Below are 22942 nucleotides of genomic sequence, written 5' to 3' on the forward strand. Positions count from 1 at the left end.
AAAAAACTGTGAATAGAAAGTGAAATAAAATGCAAGTATCATATAAATGGTTAAAAGAGTTGGTGCCTAATCTTAGAGCGACATCGGCTGAATTAGAACAAAAGATGTCAACGTCTGGGATTGAGGTTGAAGGCGTGACAAGTCCAATGGAAGGTTTGTCAAAACTTGTTGTGGGAGAAATTTTATTAAGTGAAGATATTCCTGACACACACTTACACATCACACAAGTGAATGTTGGAGCTGAAGAATCATTGCAAATTGTTTGTGGTGCGCCAAATGTTCGTGTGGGTATGAAAGTAATTGTAGCACTTGTGGGTGCTCGAATTGCTGATAATTATAAAATCAAAAAAGGTAAAATTCGAGGAGTTGAATCTCTCGGGATGCTCTGTGCGCTTGATGAAATTGGGATTGATGAAAAAATTAATCCAATGAAGCATGAGGATGGTATTTTTGAAATGCCAGTGGATGCTAAAGTTGGTGATAGTATTTTCTCTTATCTTGATATGGATGATGAAATCATTGAATTATCAATTACACCAAACCGTGCGGATGCTTTGTCAATGCATGGGGCAGCTTGGGAAGTTGGTGCTATTTATGGTTTACCAGTTCAATTAGAAAAGAAAGATTTAGTAGAAGCTTCTGAATCAGCAGCAAGTAAAATTGCAGTAAAAGTTGAAACAGATAAGGTTCCAACATATAAAATTCGTTTGATTGAAGGGGTTAAGATTGCTAAATCACCACAATGGTTGCAAAACCGTTTGATGAATGCTGGTGTGAAACCAATCAACAATGTAGTGGATGTGACGAATTATGTTTTGATGGCTTTTGGTCAACCTTTGCATAGTTTTGATTTTTCTAAATTTGGTTCTGATGAAATTTTGGTTCGTCAAGCTAAGGCTGGTGAAAAAATGACAACCTTAGACCATGTTGAACGTGAATTAGATGATTCTGATATTGTGGTTACCGCAAATGGACTTCCTGTAGCGCTTGGTGGTGTTATGGGTGGCGCTGATAGTGAAATTACTGACGAAACAACAAGTGTTGCCCTTGAAGCGGCTCTATTTGATGGGACTTCAATTCGTAAAACTTCTCAAAAATTTGCTTTGCGTTCGGAAGCATCAAGTCGTTTTGAAAAAGGAATTAATGAAGGAACGGTTCGTGAGGCACTTGATTTTGCAGCAGCAATGATAGTTGAATTGGCTGGTGGAAAAGTTCTTTCAGGTGTTGTTGAATCAAATGATTATCAACCTATTTTGCCAAAAGTATCAATTACTTTGAGTCGTGTTAATAGTGCTTTGGGAACAGATTTATCTCTTGAGACTGTGGAAAAAATTTTTGTTCAACTTGGCTTTGGGGTTGAAGTTGAGGGTGAAAAATTTACTTGTGAAATCCCATCACGTCGTTGGGATATTCATATTGAAGCTGATTTAGTTGAAGAAGTAGCTCGTATTTATGGCTATGATAATTTGCCAAGTACTTTGCCTTCCTCACAAAATGCTGGTGAATTGACTCAAATGCAAAAATTCCGTCGTACGGTGCGAACAGGTCTCGAAAGTTCAGGGCTTAATGAAGTTATTGGTTATTCGCTTGTAACTCCAGAAAAAGCAACTGAATTTGTGGGTCAGCTTGAAACAACAACGCTTATGATGCCAATGACCGAAGATCGTCAAACACTTCGTGCAAACATGATTCCAGGACTTTTGGATATTGTAAATTACAATCAGAATCGTAAAAATGCTGATGTGGCAATTTATGAAATTGGCAATATTTTCTTACCAAATCCAGATGATATTCGTCCGATAGAAGTACCAAACCTTGCTTTTGCTATTTCTGGAAATGTTGTGGATAAATCATATAATGGGCAAGCTGTTCCTGTTGATTTCTACTATGCTAAGGGAATTGTGGAAAACCTTCTCGAAGCATACAAAGAAGTAGAATTTATTCCAAGCAATAATCAAGCAGCGATGCACCCAGGACGGACTGCTGTCATTAAAATTAATGGTCGTGTGGCTGGTTTTGTAGGACAAATTCATCCGGCGACAGCTAAAAAATACGATATTGCAGAAACTTATGTTGCTGGTCTTGATATGCAAGGGATGCTTGAAGAATTACCAGCTCAAACTATCTTTACTGACATTCCGAAAGTTCAAGCTGTTCACCGTGATATCGCACTTTTGATTGATGCTGAAGTGACACATGCACAAATTGTTTCTGTCATTAAATCAAGTCGTGTCAAAACACTTAGCCAAGTTGAGTTATTTGATATTTATCAAGGCAAAAACTTACCGGCTGGTAAGAAATCAATGGCTTACAGTCTCACTTTCCAACCTGTTGAAAATACAATGACAGATGATGAAATTACGGCTGCGGTCAATAAAATTACAAAAAATCTTGTGGAAAAATTGGATATAGAAATCCGTTAATTTGAAAAAGTACTGACAAAAAAACTGTCAGTAAAAATCTCTATTGGTATTTTACTGATAGAGATTTTTTTGCAAATAAATAATAAAGAAGCGAATGAAAATTTGCTTTCAGTAAATCAAAAGGCTCTTGTGGAAGTGTCGTTTTGTATTTATTTTAAAATTATGTTAATCTTAGTAAAGATATTGCAATTAAAATCCTGAGGGGATATGTTAGAATAGACAAAGTATGAAGAATTTAATTCCTAAAAAAATAAAACAAGTTGGAATACTTGTGGGAGCTTTACTGATGATTTTGTCAGTACTACCATCTAATCTCTTAGGAGTAACAAAGGTAAATGCTGAGAGCTCTCAAACGGAAGTCAACCAAGAACTTACAAACTTCCAAACAGAACTCGATAGCAAATTAGCGCAGGCGAATAAGATTTATAGTCAAGCGCAAGAAGCTCAAGAAAAAGTTAAGCAGTCAAAGAGCAAAATCACAGAATATGAAGGCAAAATTGCTGAAACTGAAAATGATATTGTTCAACTCAAGGCTTCTGTCGCAAAACAAATGCGGGCAGTACAATCAAATGGTGGGGCTACGTTCTCATATATTGATGTCGTTGCGTCATCAAAAAATCTCTCAGAGATGATTACACGTTTGACCAATCTGAATGTAGTTTTGACAGCCGAGGCTGACCAAGCTAAATCTTTGATAGAAAAAGAAGCTTCACTTAAAACAATGAAAGTTAAATTGGAAGAAACGCAAGAATCTCTTGTGAAAAACCAAAATGACTATCAAGGACAAGTAGATAGCTTGCAAAGTAGTATTTCATCGCTTAAGGATAAAATTAGTTCTAATAAACAACTTTTGAGTGAAATGCAAGAAAAAGCAGCAGCAGAACAAAAAGCTCGCGATGAAGCATTGGCTAAATCGGTAGCTGAGGTTAAAGCTAAAGCGGAGCAAGAGAAGGCTAAGACTTCATCAAGTTCGTCAAGTACTCAAAACTCAAGCTCATCAAGTTCTCAAAGTTCACAGGCTTCAAGCGATAAAGGAACGGATGGTGCTAACAATGGCTCATCTACAACAACTTCTGGTGGTCGTACTTTAAATGTAGAAGCAACGGCTTATGCTTTGAATGGGATTACAGCAACGGGAATTGATTTAAGTAAAAATCCAATTTGTATTGCGGTTGACCCAAGTGTTATTCCTTTGAATTCTCTTGTTGAAGTTCCAGGATATGGAATTGCAATTGCTGGTGATACTGGGGGAGCAATTATTGGGAATATCATTGATGTCCATTTTCCAACTAATGACCAAGCAATTGCTTGGGGACGGAAAAATATTCAAATCACTGTTTTGAGTTAATAAACTTTAAAAAATAATGAAAGGCTTACAGTGAAGCCTTTTTTTGGTATAATGAGAACATGATAAAAAATGGACGTATTGTCAAATCTTTGGCAGGCTTTTATGATGTAGAATCAGAAGGTGAAGTTTATCAGACGCGTGCGCGTGGTAATTTCAGAAAAAAAGGGATGAAACCTGTTGTGGGAGATTTTGTTGAATTTTCTACTGAGGAAAATTCAGAAGGTTATATTTTAAAAATTGGTGAGCGAAAAAATTCTTTAATTCGACCATCTATTGCTAATATTGATCAAGCTGTGATTATTATGTCAACAGTGAGCCCAAATTTTAGTTTGAATTTATTAGACCGCTTTTTGGTTTTTTTAGAGCATAAAAATATTCACCCGATGATTTACATTTCTAAGTTGGATTTACTGACAGAGATGCAGGAAGGCTCAGATAAGAATAAAAAGACTTTTAATCAGCTGACAGATTATGAACAGATAAAAAGTGATTATGAACAAATTGGTTATGATGTTTTTTTTGATGCTAAGCATTTGGTCAGTAATTTAGCGGGAAAAGTAACTGTCTTTATGGGTCAAACTGGCGCTGGTAAGACTACTTTGCTAAATAAAATTGCACCAGAAATGCAACTGGAAACGGGAGAAACTTCAGAAAAACTGGGACGTGGGCGTCATACGACACGTCATGTTGAATTTTTTGAATTGGCTGGTGGCTTAATTGCTGACACACCAGGATTTTCTAGTCTAGACTATGAAGTGACGAATCAGCCGGATTTAAATGCTGCTTTTCCTGAAATTTTAAGAATCAGTCATGATTGCAAGTTTCGCGAATGTACACATACGCATGAACCCAGCTGTGCAGTCAAGCTGGCACTAGAAAATCATGAAATTTTAGAGAGCCGCTATGATAATTATTTACAGATTTTAGATGAAATTAATCACACGAGGGAAACTTATGAGAAAAAACGAAAAAAACAGGGCTAAAGATAATATTTGGTTAAAACAAGCTGGTTTTTTTGCCCTTGTTTTAGCATGGATTTTAGCGATTTATTTTAAAAATGATTTGTCAAAAACAATGATGATTATTGTATTTATCCTCTTGGTTATTGCAACTTTCTTTGTTATTTTTTGGTTAAACCGTGTCTTTTTTGGATTAACTAATCAGCCCAAAGAGGATAAAAAAGATTTAGAGAGTTCACAGGACAAAGAAAAATGAAAAAACGATTGAAAACAGAAGCCTTTTTAGCGGTTATTTTTGCGCTTATTTGCCAAATCTTAGAAATGTTTGTCTTCAAAAGTGGAAGTCTGGCCTTTGTGATGAATTTCTTGACCGTCATTGCTTTAGGCTTAGCAATTATGCTTGGAGTTCGTGCGGCAACAGTTGTAGAGCATAAACGTGAGGGTGAATCTTGGAAAACAATTATTAAAGAAGAACTTCATGATGATTCATCAGAAAATAGTGGTGAATAAGTGTTTTTAGTTTCAAAAGATAAATTACTAATTCAAGTTATTTAGAGAGAGGATAGAAATGAAAAATAAAATTGCTCCATCAATTTTGTCAGCAGACTTTGGAAATTTTGCAAGAGATGTGAAACGTTTAGAATCTGCTGGAGCTGACCTTGTACATATTGACGTAATGGACGGACATTTTGTGGATAATTTAACCTTTGGAGCTGGCGTTGTTTCGGCACTTAGCGCACAAACTCATTTATTTTTCGATGTTCACATGATGGTTGAAAATCCTGAAAAATATGTGGAGGATTTTGCAAAGGCAGGAGCTGATAGCATGAGTATTCATGTTGAAGCAACTCATCATATTCACGGAGCACTTCAAAAAATTAAGAATGCCGGCATGAAAGCTTCGGTAGTTATTAATCCTGGAACTCCTGTAGAGGCGATTAAAACTGTTTTACCACTTGTGGATATGGTCTTAGTAATGACAGTCAATCCTGGTTTTGGAGGTCAAAAATTTATTCCTGAAATGATGGATAAAGTTCGTGAACTCGCTCAAATTCGGACTGATAAAAAGCTTGATTTTGAAATCGAAGTTGATGGTGGAATTGATGACCAAACAATTAAAGTTGCTAAAGCTGCCGGAGCTAATGTTTTTGTTGCAGGGTCATTTATTTTTAAGGGTGAAGTTGAGAAAAATATTGAAAAACTTCGTGTAAATTTATAAAATTCTCAAAAAGTTACTGACAGCTTTTCTGTCAGTAAACTTTAGGAATTGATTTAAAGTTTTTAGAAATGTAGGAAAATAAAAAATCAAGATGGAAGTCATAATTATTATATTACTTATACTTTTGATTTTACTGTCCCTTGCCAATTTTTTCAAAAAAACTGACAAAGGAAATACGAGTCATCAGTTAAATTATCTTAATCAAAATTTATCGGAAATGCGCTCAGATATTAACCAGCAACTTGCGCAAAATAGACAGGAACTTTCTAGTAGTTTACGTTCGGTCAATAATGATTTTTCGGCACTGACAGAAAATATCAATAGTAAGTTTGATTGGCAGTTTAAAGATTTACAAAACTCAAATGAGCAAAAATTAGAAAAAATTTCTGTAAGTTTGGTAGAATCTACTGATAGAACAGTTAGTAAACTGTCAGAACTGACAGAGTCAATTACCGCCAAATTTGACCATAAATTTAAAGAATTACAAGATTCAAATGATAAAAGATTGAGTCAGATTCAAGAAACGGTCGATGAAAAATTGCAAGAAACATTAAATCGCAGAATTTCGCAATCCTTTGAACAGGTAACTTTACATTTGAAAAATGTGGAAGAGGGCTTGGGCGAAATGAGAAATCTTGCCAGCGATGTGGACAGCTTACAAAAGGTAATGACCGGTGTTAAAACACGTGGGATTGTTGGTGAAATTCAGTTAGGCCGAATTTTAGAGCAAATGTTTACAAGTAGTCAATACCGTGAACAAGTCAATATCCAAGGGGGCAATGCAGTTGATTATGCTTTGATTTTACCTGGAAAATCTGATGATTCAGAGCTTTTATTACCAATTGACTCAAAATTCCCGATGGAAGATTATCAACGCTTGCAAATGGCTTTAGAATCAAATGACAGTCTGGAAATTGATAAGACAAGAAAAGCATTGTTTAATGCCGTCAAAGCTCAAGCCAAATCAATCAGTGAAAAATATATTGTTCCACCAAAAACAACAGATTTTGCCATCATGTTTTTACCAACTGAAGGGCTGTTTATGGAAGTGGTCAATAACCCTGAACTTTATGAACAAATCAGTCGTGATTACAAGGTCAATGTGACAGGTCCAACGACAATGACAGCCGTCTTGAACAGTTTGCAAATGGGCTTTAAAACTTTGCAAATCGAACAAAAATCAGCTGAAGTTTATGAGCTACTAGGTGCTGTCAAAACAGAATTTGGTAAGTTTGAAGGTTCACTGAAAAAAGTTCAAGAACGTCTGCAACAATCTGAAAAAGAGATTAGCAATCTAATCACCACAAGAACAAATGTGATGAATCGTAAATTACGGAATATCAATGAAATTGATAATAGTAAAAGTAGTGAACTTCTAGGGATAGATAATGAATAAACTTCTCTTTCTAGTTTAGGTTCGATATCTAAGAAAGTCGCTCTTAAAAGCGGTAAAAAATTAACATATAAAAGTGGGACGTAAGAAAGAAAAACATTTATTTCTTTGGTGAAATGAAGCGCCCCTGCAAATTAATTTAACTGAGTTCGGGCTCGTAGAAGCGTGTGAAATAGAAACTGGATTATATTCAGAACCACAATTTTCACCACTTCTGAATGCTCGTTCTCACATCTTAAAGGAGAAAACATGGTGCTCATTAAAAACTTAGAAATTGGCGAATTTTTTGAAGGGTTTTATCTGATTAAATCAGTTGAATTACGTCAAACTCGTGCAGGAAAAGACTTTTTAGCTTTAAGTTTTCAAGACCGAACAGGAACAATCAACGGAAATATTTGGGATGCCAATCCTAAAGCGGTTGAACAATTTAGAGCTGGACGTGTCGTACATATGAAGGCTCTCAAAGAACTTTATAATGGAATACCTCAAGTCAATAAAATACAATTACGTTTGGCGACAGATAGTGAACCTAATCAACCTCATGATTACCGAGAAAGTTCTCCTGTTCAAGAAAAAGATCTACGTGAATATGTTCAATCAATCGTCTTCCGTATTGAAAATGCGACTTTAAATCGAATTGTACGAACGATTTTGAAAAAATTTGATAAAGAATTTTATGAATTTCCTGCTGCAAAAACTAATCACCATGCTTTTGAAGGAGGTCTTGCTTTCCATACAACCACCATGCTTCAATTAGCAGAAAAAGTTTGCGAAGTTTATCCACAACTCAACGAAAATTTGATGTTTGCCGGTGTTTTACTGCATGATATGGCAAAATGTTTAGAGTTTACAGGTGCGGAAAATACTTCTTATACTTTGCGCGGAAATTTGCTTGGGCACATTGTTTTGATTGATGAAGAAGTGAGTAAAGCCGCCATTGAACTTGGCTTTGATGATGACAATGAAGATTTATTAATGCTTCGTCATTGTTTGTTGAGTCATCATGGTGAGTTGGAATATGGTAGCCCTGTTCGTCCGCAAATTATGGAAGCAGAAATGATTCATCAAATTGATGTTATGGATGCCAATATGATGATGATGACTACGGCGACTCAAACGCTTGACCCAGGTCAATTTAGTCAACGCGTTTGGGCTTTATCTAATCGTAATTTTTATAAACCAAGAAAAGATTAAACCGTGGCGCATGGTTCAAGTGAATAAAAAAGCTGTTTTGCACCTAAATTTGAGCAATTTGGTGTGGAACATCTTCGCGCTTCATGCTAGGCTCTCCACTCTCGCAGTCGAGTGGATTGTTAAAAGGGGAGCCCAAGGGGCTCCTCTTTTGTCTATTTCCACAGACATTTGAGTCATAATTTAACTTTTTGATTTTTTGTGGAAAGTACTTTGTCAACATTCTGAAGTGTGACGTACATTTTTTTACTGACAGAAATTTTTGTCAGTAAAAATGGTAAAATAGAGGAAGTTAAAAAAATATAAGGAGTTTTTTATGAATTACACTTTAAAAAATGGCCACTTAAATGTTGTTGTGGATACTTTTGGAGCAGAAATGCATTCTATTCAACATGATGATATTGAATATTTGTGGCAAGCAGATGCAAAATTTTGGGGGCGTCATGCTCCAGTTCTCTTTCCAATCGTAGGGAAATTGAAAAATGGTGAATATCGCTATAATGACAAAACTTATAAAATGGGCGGACACGGTTTTGCACGTGATAATGACTTTGAATTAATTAAGAAATCAGCTGATGAACTTGTTTTTGAACTTCGTGACAATGAAGATAGCTTAAACCACTATCCCTTTCATTTTGTTTTCCGTGTTTCTTATAAACTAGTAGACAATAAAATTAGAGTTCGTTATGAAGTGAAAAATGAAGATGAAAAATTCATGTCTTTTGGCGTTGGGGCTCACCCAGCTTTCAATGTTCCTTTAAAAAATGGAACTTTTGAAGATTACCAATTAACAATTTCACCAGATGAAAAGCGGACATTTATTCCACTTGATCCACCGTCAGGAACTTTGAAACTAGATGAAAGAGTTGAAAGTCAAGTCAGTCAACTTCCGTTAACAAGAGCACTTTTTGATAAAGATGCTTTAGTTTATACCTCATCAAAGGAGATGAAAGTTTCATTGACCAATAAATTAGATGACCACGAAGTCAGCCTAACATGGAAAAATATGCCTTATTTTGGTTTATGGTCACCTTATCCAAATGAAGCACCCTTTGTTTGTATCGAACCTTGGTGTGGAATTGCAGATGATGAAAATACTGATGGAGATATTACCAACAAATTTGGAATCAATCAATTGGCACCAGAAGGAAAATTTTCTTGTGAATATACCATTGAAATTAAATAATCAAAAAAGACTCTCGTATTTTTACGGGAGTTTTTGCTTAAAAAAATGCTAGAATTAATTGAGATAGGCTGTCAGTAAACTTAGGAGTTACAAAATTACTGACAGAATAAAAAACGACTGACAGAAAGTAAAATAATGACTACAATTCTTCTCAACGCCTTGAGTATCATGCTTGTTTTATTTTTAGCTCTCCTACTAAAGAAAATTAAAATTCTTCATCAAAAAGACGGAGCATTAACTTCAAAAATGGTTGTTTATCTAACCTTGCCAGCAACAATTTTAATTGGAGTCAATCATACAAAACTCTCTAATATTTTTTTTATCTTGATGTTTATGGGACTTTTTTCCAATCTTCTTTTAGTTTTTCTAGGAAAATTTATTGGACGAAAAGCTACTGTTGAAGAACGTGGACTTTATATGTTTGATTTGTCAGGTTATAATATCGGAAATTTTTCAATTCCTTTTGTTTCTAGTTTTTTTCCAGCAGCAATTCCATTTCTTGCCATGTTTGACATGGGAAATTCATTAATGGTGACAGGGACTACTCAAGCAATTGTTGAACTTTCAAGTGGTAGAAAAAAGCACGGCTTTATCTTACAAGAAATATTTGGCGTCTTATTTCGTAATCCACCCTTTGTTGTTTATATTTTTATGTTTATTTTAGCAATTTTCGGCCTATCTTTTCCGGATGAATGGCTGATTCCAATTCGCCCCTTAGCAAATGCTAATACTCTTTTATCTATCTTTACGATTGGGCTTTTTATGGAATTTCGTCTGCCAAAGGGAAAATTAAAACTTGTTTTAAAAATATTGACTTGGCGCTATTTACTAGCCTTTATTTTAGCTAGTTTGGTTTATTTTTTCCTTCCATTTCCAGCCATAATAAAAGAAATTCTTTTATTAATCTTCTTTTGCCCAATGTCCTTTTTACATATGATTCAGGCTATAGAACTTGGAAATGATAAGGCCTTAGCTGGATTGACAATAAGTTTATCCATGTTTATTTCTTTAATTTTAATGAGTATCATTGTAATAATTTTATGAGGTGAAAAATGAAAAATCAAATAGAAAAATTATTAGAGAATTTTGTACCAGAAGGTCAGCAAGAAAAAACAGATTTTAAAGTTTTTCAAGATTTTGCAGCTGATGAAAAAAATTTGAATCGGTCTTCTATTGCACATTTTACGGCAAGTGCATTTGTTTTGAATGAAAGTCATGATAAAATTTTAGGAATTTATCATAAGATTTATCAAAGTTGGGGTTGGGTAGGCGGCCATGCTGACGGTAATGCTGACTTATTAGCTGTAGCGGTAAAAGAAGTTCAAGAAGAAACGGGACTTCGATCTTTCAAAAAACTTTCAGAAATGCCAATTTCAATTGAAGCCTTACCTGTTTTTGGACATCATCACAGAAAATATGGTTATGTCAGTGCTCATATTCATCTTAATGTTACTTTTTTATTTGAAGCAAAGGAAAGTGATTCACTTCAAAAGAATACGGATGAAACAGTGGGATTAGCCTGGATTCCACTAGAAAAATTTTCCGAAAAATCCTCAGAAAAAGAAATGAGAGTAATCTATGATAAAATCATTGCTCGAATTATAAATAAATAAATAAAATACAAAATGAGACTTGCCATAGGCAAGTTTTATTATAAGATTAAAAATTTTAAATTAGACCATCACAGAATTAAAATGCGAGACTATTGCAAAAAAATCACGAAGGGCTATAATTGATTCTAATTCTATTTGAAAGTTGAGTGATTTATGCCGGTAAAAGTGATTGAAGGTCTGCCCGCAATTGATGATTTGCGAGCGGATAATATTTTTGTTATGAATGATGAACGAGCGAAGAATCAAAATATTCGCCCTTTAAATTTGCTGGTGGTCAATCTCATGCCGCGTAAATTAATAACTGAAAGACAAATTTTACGATTACTATCGAACACTCCATTACAAATTAATGTTGAATTTTTATATATGACTTCTCATGATTTTAAAAATACGAAACAAGGGCATTTAGATTCCTTCTATAAATCTTTTTCTGAGATTAAGAGTCAATATTACGACGGATTAATTGTCACAGGAGCTCCGGTTGAGCAGTTAAACTTTGAAGAAGTGGACTATTGGAGTGAGCTTTTGAAAATTATTAACTGGTCTAAAAGCCATGTCTATTCAAGTCTGCATATTTGTTGGGGGGCACAAGCGGCACTTTATGCTCGCTATGGTGTAACTAAAGAAAATCTTCCGCAAAAATTGTGTGGTATTTACAAAAGCTCAGTAGAGCAACCTAAAAATCCATTATTTAGAGGATTTGATGATTTTTTTAATTATCCACAATCGCGATATACCCAATCAAATCCATCAGAAATAAAAAAAGTACCTGATTTGGAAGTCTTGTCAAGCTCCAAAGAAACCGGATTTTCAATTTTAGCGAAGAAAAATTTGCGTGAAATTTACCTTTTTGGCCATTTAGAATATGACCGTGAAACTTTAGCTTGGGAATATGAGAGAGATAAAGAAGAAGGACTGAAACCCAATCTTCCCCAAAATTATTTTCCAGAAAATGATGATAAAAATAAGCCAAAAAGTACTTGGGCTTCAGCAGCTTCCCTCTTTTTTTCAAATTGGTTGAATTATGCGGTTTATCAAGGAACGCCTTATCTAGGAGAACGTCTGAGTCAACATTTGAATGAAGAAAATTATGATTTTAATCAAAAAGAGTAAAAGTAAAAAATAATGAGTTAAAAAATGAGGAAATTTATGGATAAAAGATTAGATACTTTATTGGCGCAAGTCGGAATTCATCAAGATGAGGCAACGGGAGCTTTAGTTAGTCCTTTGCATTTTTCAACGACCTATCAACATCCAGAATTTGGTCAATCGACTGGCTTTGATTACACCAGAACCAAAAATCCAACAAGAGCAACCTTGGAAGAAGCACTTGCTTCAATTGAATCAGGACAATTTGCTCTAGCAACTTCGTCAGGAATGGCTGCAATTGTCTTGGCCTTTTCAGTTTTTCCAGTCGGTTCCAAAATCGTTGCCAGTCGAGATTTGTATGGAGGTTCATTTCGCTGGTTCGATGAACAAGAAAAAGAGGGGCGATTTTGCTTTTCCTATGCTAAAACTGAAAAAGAAATGCTTGAGCTAATAGATGAAAATACTGATATTGTTTATATTGAAACACCGACAAATCCAATGATGGTTAAATATAATATTGAAAAAATCGCCAATAAAGCACAGGCATATCATGCAAAAGTGATTGTTGACAATACTTTTTATACCCCAATTTATCAAAAACCATTAGAATTGGGTGCGGATTTAGTGATTCATTCGGCAACAAAATATTTATCAGGACATAATGACGTCTTGGCTGGAGCAGTCATTGTTTATGATGAAGAACTTTATGAAAGATTATTATATCAGCTCAATACTACTGGAGCAGTTCTTTCTCCATTTGACAGTTATCTTGTCATGCGAGGTTTGAAAACTTTAAGCCTCAGAATGGAGAGGGCAACTAAAAATGCCCAAAAAATTGTGACTTTCCTAAAAAAACTTCCATCAGTAAAAGAAGTACTTTACCCAGGATTAGGTGGTATGATTTCTCTAAAAGTTACTGACAAAAACAAAATTCCTGCTATTTTAAATCACTTGAGCGTTTTTACATTTGCTGAAAGCTTAGGAGGTGTTGAATCTTTAATCACTTATCCAACAGCGCAAACTCACCATGATATTCCACTTGAGATTAGAGAAAGTTATGGTTTAACAGATGATTTGCTTCGCCTTTCGATTGGGATAGAAGATGTTCGCGATTTAATAGAAGACCTCAAAGAAGCTTTAGAAAATTAAAAAATTACTGATGAACAAACTAGCATATCCGTAAAGGCTATCTACGCACTGCGTGCTACGCTGTCCGTTTTGTGACAAAAAGGCGAAGCGCCAACGGCTATCCTATGATGAGACTACCAGCATATCCAAAAGTGCTAAAATATGTTCTGCCAGTAAATTTTTTACTGATGGAACTACTAGCATATCTGTAAACTGCTAAAGCAGTGACAGCTATCCTATGACTATGACGAAAAGAAAAAAGAGAGTATAAAAATGACAAAATATGATTTTACAACCATTCCAAATCGACTTGACCACAATTCTGTAAAATGGCAAGAAATAAAAGAGAATCCTCATAAACTTCCATTATGGGTGGCTGATATGGATTTTCTTGCCTTACCAGAAATAAAACAAAGTATTCATGATTACGCAGACTATGGAGTTTATGGATATGCTTATGTTGAAGAAGATTTAATTAAAAGCATTCAAAATTGGGAAAAAAATCAACATCAGTATGACTTTTCTAAAGAAGCTTTAATTTTGGTTGAAGGAGTTGTTCCAGGAATTGGTCTGGCCATTCAAGCATTGACCAAAGAAAATGATGCTGTTTTAATAAACACACCTGTTTATCCCCCGTTTGCCAGAACAGTTAAGCTAAATAATCGAAAGCTAATTGAAAATAAACTGATGGAAAAAAATGGGGAATTTCTAATTGATTTTGAAGTTTTTGAAAAAGAAATTGTTGAAAATTCCGTGAAATTATATATTCTTTGTAACCCCCACAATCCTGGTGGGCGCGTGTGGACGAAAGAAGAACTGATAAAACTTGGTCAAATTTGTAAAAAGCATAATGTGATTGTCGTTTCTGATGAAATTCATCAAGATTTAACATTGTTTGGTCATCAGCATCAGACCTTTAACACTCTTTCAGAAGACTTCAAAGATTTTTCAGTTGTTTTATCTTCTGCCACTAAAAGTTTTAACATTGCTGGCGTGAAATGCGCTTATGCAATTATTGAAAACCAAGATTTACGTGAAAAATACTTGCAAAGAAGACTAGCAAATAATCAACAAGAAATTAGCACTTTAGGAATGCTAGCCACCAAAGTTGCTTATGAAAATGGAAATGAATGGTTAAATGAACTCAAAAATGTGCTTGAAAAAAATATCACTTATATTGAGTCAGAACTTCATCAAAAAACAAAAATCAAAGTAATGAAACCTCAAGGAACCTATTTAATTTGGCTTGATTTTTCTGAATATCAATTAGAAGATAAGGTATTGGATGAAAAAATAGCAGAAGAGGCAGGTGTGATTCTAAATAAAGGAATAAGCTTTGGAAAAGCTGGACAAGCGCATGCCAGATTAAATGCTGCTGCACCTTTTTCATTGATTGAAGAAGCAAGCAAACGACTCGTAGAAACATTCAAAATTTAAGGATTTTAGTCGAAAATGTGTTTTTAAGAATGAAAAATATGTTAAAATCAACTTATGAATGATATTTTACAACTCACAATTGTTTTAATTGCCTCTTTAATTGCTACTCTTGTTTCAAGACGCCTTAAAATTCCAGCTGTCGTTGGACAAATGCTTGTTGGGATTTTGATTGCTCCATCAGTTTTAGGCTTGGTTCATAGCGGTCATGTTCTAGAAGTGATGTCTGAGATTGGGGTTATCTTACTCATGTTCTTAGCGGGAATTGAGAGTGATTTAACTGTTCTAAAGAAAAATTTTAAAGCATCAATGCTCGTTGCAGTTGGTGGTGTAATTGTGCCATTAATTGCCTTTGGACTTGTTGCTTTTGGCTTTGGTTACGGAATATCGACCAGTTTCTTTTATGGAATTGTTTTCGCTGCGACCTCAGTGTCGATTACGGTTGAAGTCTTGCAAGAATATGGCAAGCTCAGTACACGTGCAGGTTCGATTATTCTAGGAGCAGCAGTTGTTGATGATATTTTAGCTGTATTGATTTTATCAATTTTTACTAGTTTTAAAAATGGTGGTTCTGGTTCTCATCTTTTCATCCAATTTTTGCTTGAACTTCTCTTTTTTGCCTTTTTATTTCTTGTGCATAAGCTTATTCCAAGATTTTGGAAATTCGTCCAAAAACTACCCATTGCCAACAAAAATACGATTGTTGCCTTGATTATTTGTTTGGGCTTAAGTCTACTTGCTGATAGCGTAGGAATGTCAGCGGTAATAGGTAGTTTCTTTGCAGGACTTGCTATTTCACAAACAGAAGTAAGTCATAAGATTGAAGAATATACTTCAGCAATCGGTTATGTTATTTTTATCCCAGTATTCTTTGTACTTATCGCCATATCTGTTCAATTCGATAGTTTGATTCATCATCCTTGGATAATTTTACTCTTTACCTTCTTAGCAATTTTGACGAAATTTATCCCCGCCTATTTTGTTGGAAAAGCAAGTAAATTAAGTACTGGTGAGAGTATGTTGATTGGAACAGGAATGATTTCACGAGGGGAAATGGCTCTGATTGTGGCTCAAATTGGTCTGACGAGTGCCATTATCACAGATGAAGTTTATTCGGAGCTGGTTATCGTGATTATTTTAGCAACTGTATTAGCACCATTTTTAATTAAAATGGTCTTGAAAAAATATGATAATTAAGAAAAAATAAAGAATAAAAGACGAAAAATTTAAATTTTTTTAAATTTCATCTTATTCCTCCCAAAAAGACCAAAAAAGTGGTAAAATAGAAAAAATGCTTTTAGAGAATAGCGAACTTGCTAGGCTCTAAAAAATTTTGCCTAAAATTAGCAAAATTGCCTTTTAAAGGCAGTTTATAAATCTGAACTTTGCTTAGCAAAGGGATCTAGCGAAAGGAAAATCAAAATGTCAAAATTTCAAGTCGTAGAACATCCATTGATTCAACACAAACTCTCAATCTTGCGTCGTAAAGAGGCATCGACAAAAGAATTCCGTGAACTTGTTGATGAAATTGGAATGCTCATGGCCTACGAAGTATCAAGAGATTTACCCCTTGAAGATGTCGAAATCGAAACACCCGTTCAAAAAACGACGGTTAAACAAATCGCAGGTAAAAAATTAGCGATTGTACCAATCTTGCGTGCTGGTATTGGGATGGTAGACGGAATTTTGAAATTGATTCCAGCTGCTCGTGTAGGGCATATCGGAATGTATCGTGACGAAGAAACACTTAAACCAGTTGAATATTTAGTGAAACTTCCAGCCGACATTGCTGACCGTCAAATTTTCCTTGTTGACCCAATGCTTGCAACTGGTGGTTCAGCAATTTTAGCAGTTGATTCTCTTAAAAAACGAAATGCTAAAGCAGAAAATATTAAATTTGTTTGTCTTGTTGCTGCACCAGAAGGAGTGAAAGCTCTCCAAGAAGCACATCCAGATATTGAAATTTATACTGCAGCTTTGGATGAAAAACTTAATGAACATGGTTATATTGTCCCAGGTCTTGGTGATGCTGGAGACCGTTTGTTTGGTACTAAATAATAAATTTATCCCTATTTCAAATAGGGATTTTTTTTATTTTATAAAAAAAGTAATTTTTTGAATCAAAATAGTTTACAAGTGTAAATTTATTTGATAAGATTACATATGTAAACAATAAAAACAAAAAGGAAGTAATTATTATGTCATTCATTAAATCATTAGAAAACCGTCGCACAATCTACGCTCTTGGAAGAAACGTTCAAGATGAAGAAAAAGTGATTGAAACAATTAAAGAAGCTGTACGTTTTTCACCAACAGCTTTCAATTCACAAACTGGACGTCTTTTGATTCTCACAGGTGATGCCCAAGATAAACTTTGGGATGAAATTGTTGCCCCAGAACTTAAAGCAGCCATGGAAGCACAAGGTGTTCCTGAATCAGCTTGGGATAACACACGTGCAAAACTTGATGGATTTAAAGCTGCTTTTGGTACAATTCTTTTCTTTGAAGACCAAGCAGTTGTTAAAAATCTTCAAGAACAATTTGCTCTTTATGCAGATAACTTCCCAGTTTGGTCAGAACAAGGTTCAGGAATTATTTCTGTAAATGTATGGACTGCTCTTGCTGAACTAGGTTTAGGCGCTAACTTGCAACACTACAATCCATTGATTGACGAAGCTGTTGCTAAAGAATGGAATCTTCCAGAAAGCTGGAAACTTCGTGGACAACTTGTATTTGGTTCAATCGAAGCACCTGCTGGCGAAAAAACTTTCATGGATGATGCAGACCGTTTCATCGTTGCTAAATAATCAATCATTTTTAATGACCGTCAGTAAAATTTACTGACGGTTTTTTATTTTGTAAAGTTGAACTCTTAAAAGCTGCATGCTATAATTGTCCAAAAGGAAGTGAAAATGAAAAGGATAAAAATGAGGCGATTTTTACAAGATAAAAAATATCCAGCCCTTGATTTTTTGAAGTATGTTGGACCAGGATTGATTGTTGCGGTGGGATTTATAGATCCAGGAAATTGGGCTGCCAATCTTGCTGCGGGTTCTCAATTTGGTTATAAATTACTTTGGGTAATTACACTATCAACAATTATGTTGGCTTTTCTCCAGCATAATGTGGCCCACTTAGGGATTGTCACAGGAAAGTGTTTGTCAGAAAATGCGACCCAATACCTTAAACCCTGGCTCAGTAGAACAGTTTTGGGAACGGGAGTTTTAGCTTCTATTTCGACAGCAGTTGCTGAAATTTTGGGTGGAGCAATAGCTTTGCAAATGCTCTTTAAATTACCAATTGTGGTAGGAGCAATTTTAACAGCTGGTTTGGTTATCTGGTTTTTGTTTAGTAATTCATATCCTAAAATTGAAAAAGTTATTATTGGTTTTGTAAGTTTGATTGGGATTGCACTTTTACTAGAAATTTTTATTATTCCACATATTAATTGGGGACAAGCAGCAAAAGGAATGGTCATTCCTTTTGTTGATGCAAAATCAATGCCAATCATCATGTCAGCCCTAGGGGCCGTTGTCATGCCACATAATCTATTTTTACACTCGGAAGTTATTCAAAGTCGTCAGTGGAATTTAAAAGATGAAGCGGTGATGGAAAGACAATTGCGTTTTGAGTTCTTTGATACAATTTTTTCAATGTTTCTAGGCTGGGTGATTAATTCTGCAATTATTATCATTGCTGCGGCTTTATTTTTCCCTCGAATTGTAACAGAAATTAATCAAGCACAAGAAATGCTCGTTCCTCTCCTTGGTCCAGTGGCTGCAATTATTTTTGCGATTGCTTTTCTTTTTGCAGGAGTAGCCTCATCGGTAACAGCCGGAATGGCAGGTGGGTCAATTTTTGCAGGAATCTTTGCAGAACCTTATGATGCACAAGACCCACATAGTAAATTAGGTGTTTTAATCACAATAATTGGAGCAACGATTGCCATTTGCGCTTTAAGTTTTGTGACTTCGCCATTTAATATTTTAATTTATTCACAGGTTTTCTTAAGTATCCAATTACCAATTACTATCTTTTTGCAAATTTATTTGACAAGTTCTAAAAGAGTAATGGGCAAATATAAAAATGTTTGGTTTACAAAGTGGCTCTTATTAGCAACAGGAGTTTTTGTAACTTTACTCAATATCGTATTAATCGTCGAAACTTTTAAATAATTCCGAAAAATTTGGTATAATAGTATTGTAAGAAGATTAAAAAATAAGGAGAAATTGATGCAAGCAAAATTAGTTAATAAAGTAGTTATCAAACGTAATGGACATGTCGTTGACTGGGATAGCTTCCGCATTCAAACGGCAGTATTCAAAGCTGCAATCAATGGTAAATACAAAGATAAACCGCTCCACGCCAATATGATTGCTAATAATGTAACAAAAGTCGTTGAAAAAGTAATTGCTGAGCTCTCTTTTGAAAAAATTGAGATTGAAACGATTCAAAACCAAGTGATAAAACAACTCAATGATTTTGATAAAGATGTGGCACGCGATTTTCTTGCTTACAAAACAAAGCAAAATATTGAGCAAAGACATTAATATAAAAAGAACTCATTGAGTTCTTTTTTACTCGTCAGTAAAAATTACTGACAGAACTTTTAATTTTGGGCTGTCAGTAATTTTATTTAGTATTATTTCCTTCTTGACAAATTTTAGGTCAAGCTTTACAATATAAAAAGAGACATGTTTTTAGTGAAAATTTCTAAGAAATCAGGCGGTTGATGCGAGCCTGAAAATGGCAGCTAAAAATACCACTCACTACTTACAGACTTTTTGTAAGTTAAATTCTTTTTTGGACAACAGAAAAGCGTCTCTGACACGTTACGTCAAAGAAGAGAAATTTACTGACAGCAATTTTATAGCTAGAAATTGAGCACTTTTGTAAGCAATAATTGCTAGAAAGAGCTTAACGAATTTTGTCAGCAAATAGAACAAAGGTGGTAACACGCAAGTAGCGTCCTTTATAGGATGAGATTTGCGTTTTTTTATTTCCATAAATTATTGACAAGACTTTTAACAAGTAATTCATTGCTCCCAAGCAATTCGGATTTTTCTGTCAGTAATTTCCAACTAAAAAAAGATTAAAGAAAGGCACATAAAATGATTAAAATAACATTTCCAGACGGTAACGTAAAAGAATTTGAGGCGGGCGTAACAACATTTGAAATTGCTAAATCAATCTCACCTAGTCTTGCCAAAAAAACACTTGCAGGTAAGGTCAACGGAAAATTAATTGATGCCACTCGAGCAATCAATGAAGATAGCAACTTTGAAATTGTAACACCAGACCATGAAGATGCACTTGGAATTTTACGACATTCAGCTGCTCACCTTTTTGCTCAAGCAGCAAAACGCCATTTCCCTAATATTCACTTGGGTGTTGGACCAGCTATTCAAGATGGTTTCTATTACGATACAGATAACGAAGCCGGTCAAATTTCAAATGATGATTTGGCAACAATTGAAGCTGAAATGAAGAAAATTGTTAAAGAAAACTTCAAATCAGAACGTAAAGAAGTAAGCAAAGAAGAAGCAAAAGAAATTTTTGCAAATGATCCATACAAACTCGAACTCATTGAAGAACACAATGAAGATGAAGGTGGACTTACTATCTATACTCAAGGTGAATATACTGACCTTTGCCGCGGCCCACACGTTCCATCAACTGGTGTCATCAAATTTTTCCACCTTCTCAACGTTGCAGGTGCTTACTGGCGCGGTAATTCTGATAACAAGATGATGCAACGTATTTACGGTACAGCTTGGTTTACAAAAGAAGAATTAGAAGAAAATCTTAAACTTCGTGAAGAAGCAAAAGAACGTGACCACCGTAAACTCGGTCGCGAACTTGACTTGTTCTTTAATGACGCAGAACTTGGTGCGGGAACTGCTTACTGGCTCCCAGCTGGAGCAACAATTCGTCGAATTATTGAACGTTTTGTCGTTGACCAAGAGGTGAAAAACGGTTATCAACACGTTATCACACCAGTCATGATGAACCTTAATACTTATAAACAATCAGGTCACTGGCAACATTACCATGAAGATATGTATCCACCAATGGATATGGGTGATGGCGAAGAAATGGAACTTCGTCCAATGAACTGTCCGAGCCATATTGCTATCTATAAACATCACGTTCACTCTTATCGTGAACTCCCAATTCGTATTGCTGAATTTGGGATGATGCACCGTTATGAAAAATCAGGAGCACTCTCAGGACTTCAACGTGTCCGCGAAATGACTTTGAATGATGGTCATACTTTCGTCATGTTAGAACAAGTTCAAGAAGAATTTAGTAAAATTCTTCAATTGATTATGGACATGTACCGTGACTTTGGAATCAATGATTACAGCTTCCGACTCAGCTACCGTGACCCTAAAGATACAGTGAAATATTTCCCAGATGATGAAATGTGGGAAAAATCTCAAGCCATGCTCAAAGCGACAATGGATGACATGAATCTTGACTACGTTGAAGCAGAAGGAGAAGCAGCATTTTACGGTCCTAAACTTGACATTCAAGTTAAAACTGCTCTTGGTAATGAAGAAACACTTTCAACTATTCAGTTAGACTTCCTTAATCCTGAAAACTTTGACATTTCGTATATCGGTGCTGACGGTGAAAAACATCGCCCAGTAATGATTCACCGTGGCGTAATCTCAACACTTGAACGTTTCATTGCCTACCTTATCGAAGTTTATAAAGGTGCTTTCCCAACATGGCTCGCTCCAACTCAAGCAACCATTATCCCAGTAAATAATGAAATTCATGCCGATTACGCATGGAAAATTCAACGTGAACTTCAAGATAAAGGGTTCCGCGTTGTTGTCGATGAAGCCAATGAAAAAATGGGCTGGAAGATTCGTCAATCACAAACACATAAAATTCCATATCAAATCGTTATTGGAGACCAAGAACAAGCTGATGGAACTGTAAATATTCGTCGTTATGGCTCAAAAGAAACAAAAGTCATTCCGCTTGAAGAATTTATTGAAAATATCAGCGCAGATGTTGCTAATTTTAGCCGCGTTGATTAAAGAAAAAGAGACTGTTGAAAATCAGTCTCTTTTTATTTATATTGGAGAATTATAGGGTATAATAAATTGTATTAAAAAGATTATTAAGGTGAAGTATAAAGGGATATGGAAGTGATTAGCAGTTTTTATTTATTTTTGGAAATTTTAGGAACCGTAGCATTCGCTATTTCGGGGACCGTGGTGGGGATCAATCATAAACTAGATATTTTTGGTATTCTTGTGATGTCAGTAATAACAGCTGTTGGTGGTGGGATATTTCGAGATTTACTCTTAGGAGCAACACCTCCTACAGCATTAAAATCGCCATTTTTTATAGTTATTTCGATTATTGCATCAATAGTAGCTATGCTTGTAGCACTAATAATTAAATCAAGAAGAGAAGCATTGAGTATTTTTAAAGCAGCACGTTTCTACAATAATCTTCTCTTAGTTTCTGATGCCATAGGTCTAGGAATTTTTACTGTATTAGGGATTGATGCTGGAATAGCACATGGTTATTCACAAAATATCTTCTTCATTGTATTCTTAGGAGTATTGACAGGTGTCGGTGGTGGAATGATACGCGATGTGATTGCAAATCAAGTTCCGATGATTTTTAGAGAAAACATCTATGCCCTACCATGTATTATTGGTGGAATTCTATATGTATACCTTCAATCGGTAATCAGCCATAACTTAGCTTTGTTTATTTCTGTCATCTTTATCGTTCTCATCAGAATCATTTCGGAACAAAGAAAACTAAATTTACCAAGAATCGAATATTAATGTATTTAATAAAACATGACAACCGTGGGATTTTCCGGATGTAAGATAAAAAAAGGTATAAAAGTCACAGTTAATTCTTGACAAGGAGAAGTAGGTTTGATAGAATATAATAGTTGTCGCAAGAGACGAGAGTCTTGAAGCG

General features: G+C 35.0%; 21 protein-coding genes. All 21 read left to right on the top strand.

Features of this window, described 5'->3' with window-relative positions:
* Positions 1–29 precede the first annotated feature (29 nt).
* The 21 genes from pheT to IAE52_RS07215 all read left to right on the top strand — a co-directional run bounded on the left by pheT (position 30) and on the right by IAE52_RS07215 (position 22800).
* On the top strand, positions 30–2423 hold the full coding sequence (pheT, locus tag IAE52_RS07115; protein ID WP_109991307.1) for a phenylalanine--tRNA ligase subunit beta: 2394 nt from the start codon (positions 30–32) through the stop codon (positions 2421–2423).
* 226 nt (positions 2424–2649) lie between these two features.
* Positions 2650–3771 (top strand): 3D domain-containing protein, encoded by a 1122-nt coding sequence (locus tag IAE52_RS07120; RefSeq protein ID WP_033900840.1) that lies wholly within the window; start codon positions 2650–2652, stop codon positions 3769–3771.
* 59 nt (positions 3772–3830) lie between these two features.
* Positions 3831–4754 carry a ribosome small subunit-dependent GTPase A gene (gene rsgA, locus IAE52_RS07125; RefSeq protein ID WP_033900841.1) on the top strand — a complete coding sequence of 308 codons (924 nt, stop codon included), beginning with the start codon at positions 3831–3833 and terminating at the stop codon, positions 4752–4754.
* On the top strand, positions 4726–4986 hold the full coding sequence (locus IAE52_RS07130; protein WP_012898465.1) for a hypothetical protein: 261 nt from the start codon (positions 4726–4728) through the stop codon (positions 4984–4986). The genes rsgA and IAE52_RS07130 overlap by 29 nt, the downstream gene beginning before the upstream one ends.
* Positions 4983–5240, top strand: a complete 258-nt coding sequence (locus IAE52_RS07135) for a hypothetical protein (RefSeq protein ID WP_004254880.1) — start codon at positions 4983–4985, stop codon at positions 5238–5240. Before IAE52_RS07130 ends, IAE52_RS07135 begins: the two co-directional genes overlap by 4 nt.
* Before the next feature lie 58 nt (positions 5241–5298).
* Entirely contained in the window at positions 5299–5949 is a 651-nt protein-coding gene (gene rpe / locus IAE52_RS07140) for a ribulose-phosphate 3-epimerase (RefSeq protein ID WP_200136740.1), read from the top strand.
* Between the two features lie 91 nt (positions 5950–6040).
* Positions 6041–7345, top strand: a complete 1305-nt coding sequence (rmuC, locus tag IAE52_RS07145) for a DNA recombination protein RmuC (RefSeq protein WP_004254886.1) — start codon at positions 6041–6043, stop codon at positions 7343–7345.
* Positions 7346–7591: 246 nt separating this feature from the next.
* Positions 7592–8536, top strand: a complete 945-nt coding sequence (locus IAE52_RS07150; protein WP_200136741.1) for a 3'-5' exoribonuclease YhaM family protein — start codon at positions 7592–7594, stop codon at positions 8534–8536.
* Positions 8537–8849: 313 nt separating this feature from the next.
* Complete coding sequence (locus tag IAE52_RS07155; protein ID WP_033900845.1) at positions 8850–9719, top strand: aldose 1-epimerase family protein; 870 nt, start codon at positions 8850–8852, stop codon at positions 9717–9719.
* 135 nt (positions 9720–9854) lie between these two features.
* Positions 9855–10763 (top strand): AEC family transporter, encoded by a 909-nt coding sequence (locus IAE52_RS07160; protein ID WP_047685959.1) that lies wholly within the window; start codon positions 9855–9857, stop codon positions 10761–10763.
* An 8-nt stretch (positions 10764–10771) separates the two neighbouring features.
* A complete protein-coding gene (locus IAE52_RS07165) occupies positions 10772–11332 on the top strand; it encodes an NUDIX hydrolase (RefSeq protein WP_109991306.1) in 561 nt (186 codons plus the stop codon).
* Positions 11333–11485: 153 nt separating this feature from the next.
* Positions 11486–12445 carry a homoserine O-succinyltransferase gene (metA, locus tag IAE52_RS07170; RefSeq protein ID WP_012898460.1) on the top strand — a complete coding sequence of 320 codons (960 nt, stop codon included), beginning with the start codon at positions 11486–11488 and terminating at the stop codon, positions 12443–12445.
* Between the two features lie 36 nt (positions 12446–12481).
* Positions 12482–13570: a cystathionine gamma-synthase gene (locus tag IAE52_RS07175; RefSeq protein ID WP_081041166.1), complete on the top strand. Its 1089-nt coding sequence runs from the start codon at positions 12482–12484 to the stop codon at positions 13568–13570.
* Between the two features lie 252 nt (positions 13571–13822).
* Positions 13823–14986, top strand: coding sequence for a MalY/PatB family protein (locus IAE52_RS07180; RefSeq protein ID WP_109991305.1), 1164 nt, complete (start codon positions 13823–13825; stop codon positions 14984–14986).
* 54 nt (positions 14987–15040) lie between these two features.
* Complete coding sequence (locus IAE52_RS07185; RefSeq protein ID WP_004254931.1) at positions 15041–16180, top strand: cation:proton antiporter; 1140 nt, start codon at positions 15041–15043, stop codon at positions 16178–16180.
* A gap of 225 nt (positions 16181–16405) precedes the next feature.
* Positions 16406–17041, top strand: a complete 636-nt coding sequence (gene upp, locus IAE52_RS07190) for a uracil phosphoribosyltransferase (RefSeq protein WP_011835873.1) — start codon at positions 16406–16408, stop codon at positions 17039–17041.
* A 140-nt stretch (positions 17042–17181) separates the two neighbouring features.
* Positions 17182–17790 (top strand): nitroreductase family protein, encoded by a 609-nt coding sequence (locus IAE52_RS07195; RefSeq protein ID WP_010906194.1) that lies wholly within the window; start codon positions 17182–17184, stop codon positions 17788–17790.
* A 105-nt stretch (positions 17791–17895) separates the two neighbouring features.
* Positions 17896–19158, top strand: a complete 1263-nt coding sequence (locus tag IAE52_RS07200; protein ID WP_109991304.1) for an Nramp family divalent metal transporter — start codon at positions 17896–17898, stop codon at positions 19156–19158.
* Between the two features lie 57 nt (positions 19159–19215).
* Complete coding sequence (locus tag IAE52_RS07205; RefSeq protein WP_004254946.1) at positions 19216–19533, top strand: ATP cone domain-containing protein; 318 nt, start codon at positions 19216–19218, stop codon at positions 19531–19533.
* 561 nt (positions 19534–20094) lie between these two features.
* Positions 20095–22035, top strand: coding sequence for a threonine--tRNA ligase (gene thrS / locus IAE52_RS07210; protein ID WP_109991303.1), 1941 nt, complete (start codon positions 20095–20097; stop codon positions 22033–22035).
* 105 nt (positions 22036–22140) lie between these two features.
* Positions 22141–22800 carry a trimeric intracellular cation channel family protein gene (locus IAE52_RS07215; RefSeq protein ID WP_004254956.1) on the top strand — a complete coding sequence of 220 codons (660 nt, stop codon included), beginning with the start codon at positions 22141–22143 and terminating at the stop codon, positions 22798–22800.
* Positions 22801–22942: the final 142 nt, after the last annotated feature.

The organism is Lactococcus sp. S47, from assembly GCF_016517475.1.
GTDB lineage: Bacteria > Bacillota > Bacilli > Lactobacillales > Streptococcaceae > Lactococcus > Lactococcus lactis.

What these genes read in the sequence shown, in the direction of transcription:
- rpe (WP_200136740.1), top strand. Translation starts at nt 5,299, where the DNA reads ATGAAAAATAAAATTGCTCCATCAATTTTGTCAGCAGACTTTGGAAAT.
- IAE52_RS07175 (WP_081041166.1), top strand. Translation starts at nt 12,482, where the DNA reads ATGGATAAAAGATTAGATACTTTATTGGCGCAAGTCGGAATTCATCAA.
- IAE52_RS07155 (WP_033900845.1), top strand. Translation starts at nt 8,850, where the DNA reads ATGAATTACACTTTAAAAAATGGCCACTTAAATGTTGTTGTGGATACT.
- IAE52_RS07215 (WP_004254956.1), top strand. Translation starts at nt 22,141, where the DNA reads ATGGAAGTGATTAGCAGTTTTTATTTATTTTTGGAAATTTTAGGAACC.
- IAE52_RS07165 (WP_109991306.1), top strand. Translation starts at nt 10,772, where the DNA reads ATGAAAAATCAAATAGAAAAATTATTAGAGAATTTTGTACCAGAAGGT.
- IAE52_RS07200 (WP_109991304.1), top strand. Translation starts at nt 17,896, where the DNA reads ATGAAAAGGATAAAAATGAGGCGATTTTTACAAGATAAAAAATATCCA.
- pheT (WP_109991307.1), top strand. Translation starts at nt 30, where the DNA reads ATGCAAGTATCATATAAATGGTTAAAAGAGTTGGTGCCTAATCTTAGA.
- IAE52_RS07185 (WP_004254931.1), top strand. Translation starts at nt 15,041, where the DNA reads ATGAATGATATTTTACAACTCACAATTGTTTTAATTGCCTCTTTAATT.
- metA (WP_012898460.1), top strand. Translation starts at nt 11,486, where the DNA reads ATGCCGGTAAAAGTGATTGAAGGTCTGCCCGCAATTGATGATTTGCGA.
- rsgA (WP_033900841.1), top strand. Translation starts at nt 3,831, where the DNA reads ATGATAAAAAATGGACGTATTGTCAAATCTTTGGCAGGCTTTTATGAT.
- IAE52_RS07180 (WP_109991305.1), top strand. Translation starts at nt 13,823, where the DNA reads ATGACAAAATATGATTTTACAACCATTCCAAATCGACTTGACCACAAT.
- IAE52_RS07205 (WP_004254946.1), top strand. Translation starts at nt 19,216, where the DNA reads ATGCAAGCAAAATTAGTTAATAAAGTAGTTATCAAACGTAATGGACAT.
- IAE52_RS07130 (WP_012898465.1), top strand. Translation starts at nt 4,726, where the DNA reads ATGAGAAAAAACGAAAAAAACAGGGCTAAAGATAATATTTGGTTAAAA.
- IAE52_RS07120 (WP_033900840.1), top strand. Translation starts at nt 2,650, where the DNA reads ATGAAGAATTTAATTCCTAAAAAAATAAAACAAGTTGGAATACTTGTG.
- IAE52_RS07135 (WP_004254880.1), top strand. Translation starts at nt 4,983, where the DNA reads ATGAAAAAACGATTGAAAACAGAAGCCTTTTTAGCGGTTATTTTTGCG.
- upp (WP_011835873.1), top strand. Translation starts at nt 16,406, where the DNA reads ATGTCAAAATTTCAAGTCGTAGAACATCCATTGATTCAACACAAACTC.
- IAE52_RS07195 (WP_010906194.1), top strand. Translation starts at nt 17,182, where the DNA reads ATGTCATTCATTAAATCATTAGAAAACCGTCGCACAATCTACGCTCTT.
- IAE52_RS07150 (WP_200136741.1), top strand. Translation starts at nt 7,592, where the DNA reads ATGGTGCTCATTAAAAACTTAGAAATTGGCGAATTTTTTGAAGGGTTT.
- thrS (WP_109991303.1), top strand. Translation starts at nt 20,095, where the DNA reads ATGATTAAAATAACATTTCCAGACGGTAACGTAAAAGAATTTGAGGCG.
- IAE52_RS07160 (WP_047685959.1), top strand. Translation starts at nt 9,855, where the DNA reads ATGACTACAATTCTTCTCAACGCCTTGAGTATCATGCTTGTTTTATTT.
- rmuC (WP_004254886.1), top strand. Translation starts at nt 6,041, where the DNA reads ATGGAAGTCATAATTATTATATTACTTATACTTTTGATTTTACTGTCC.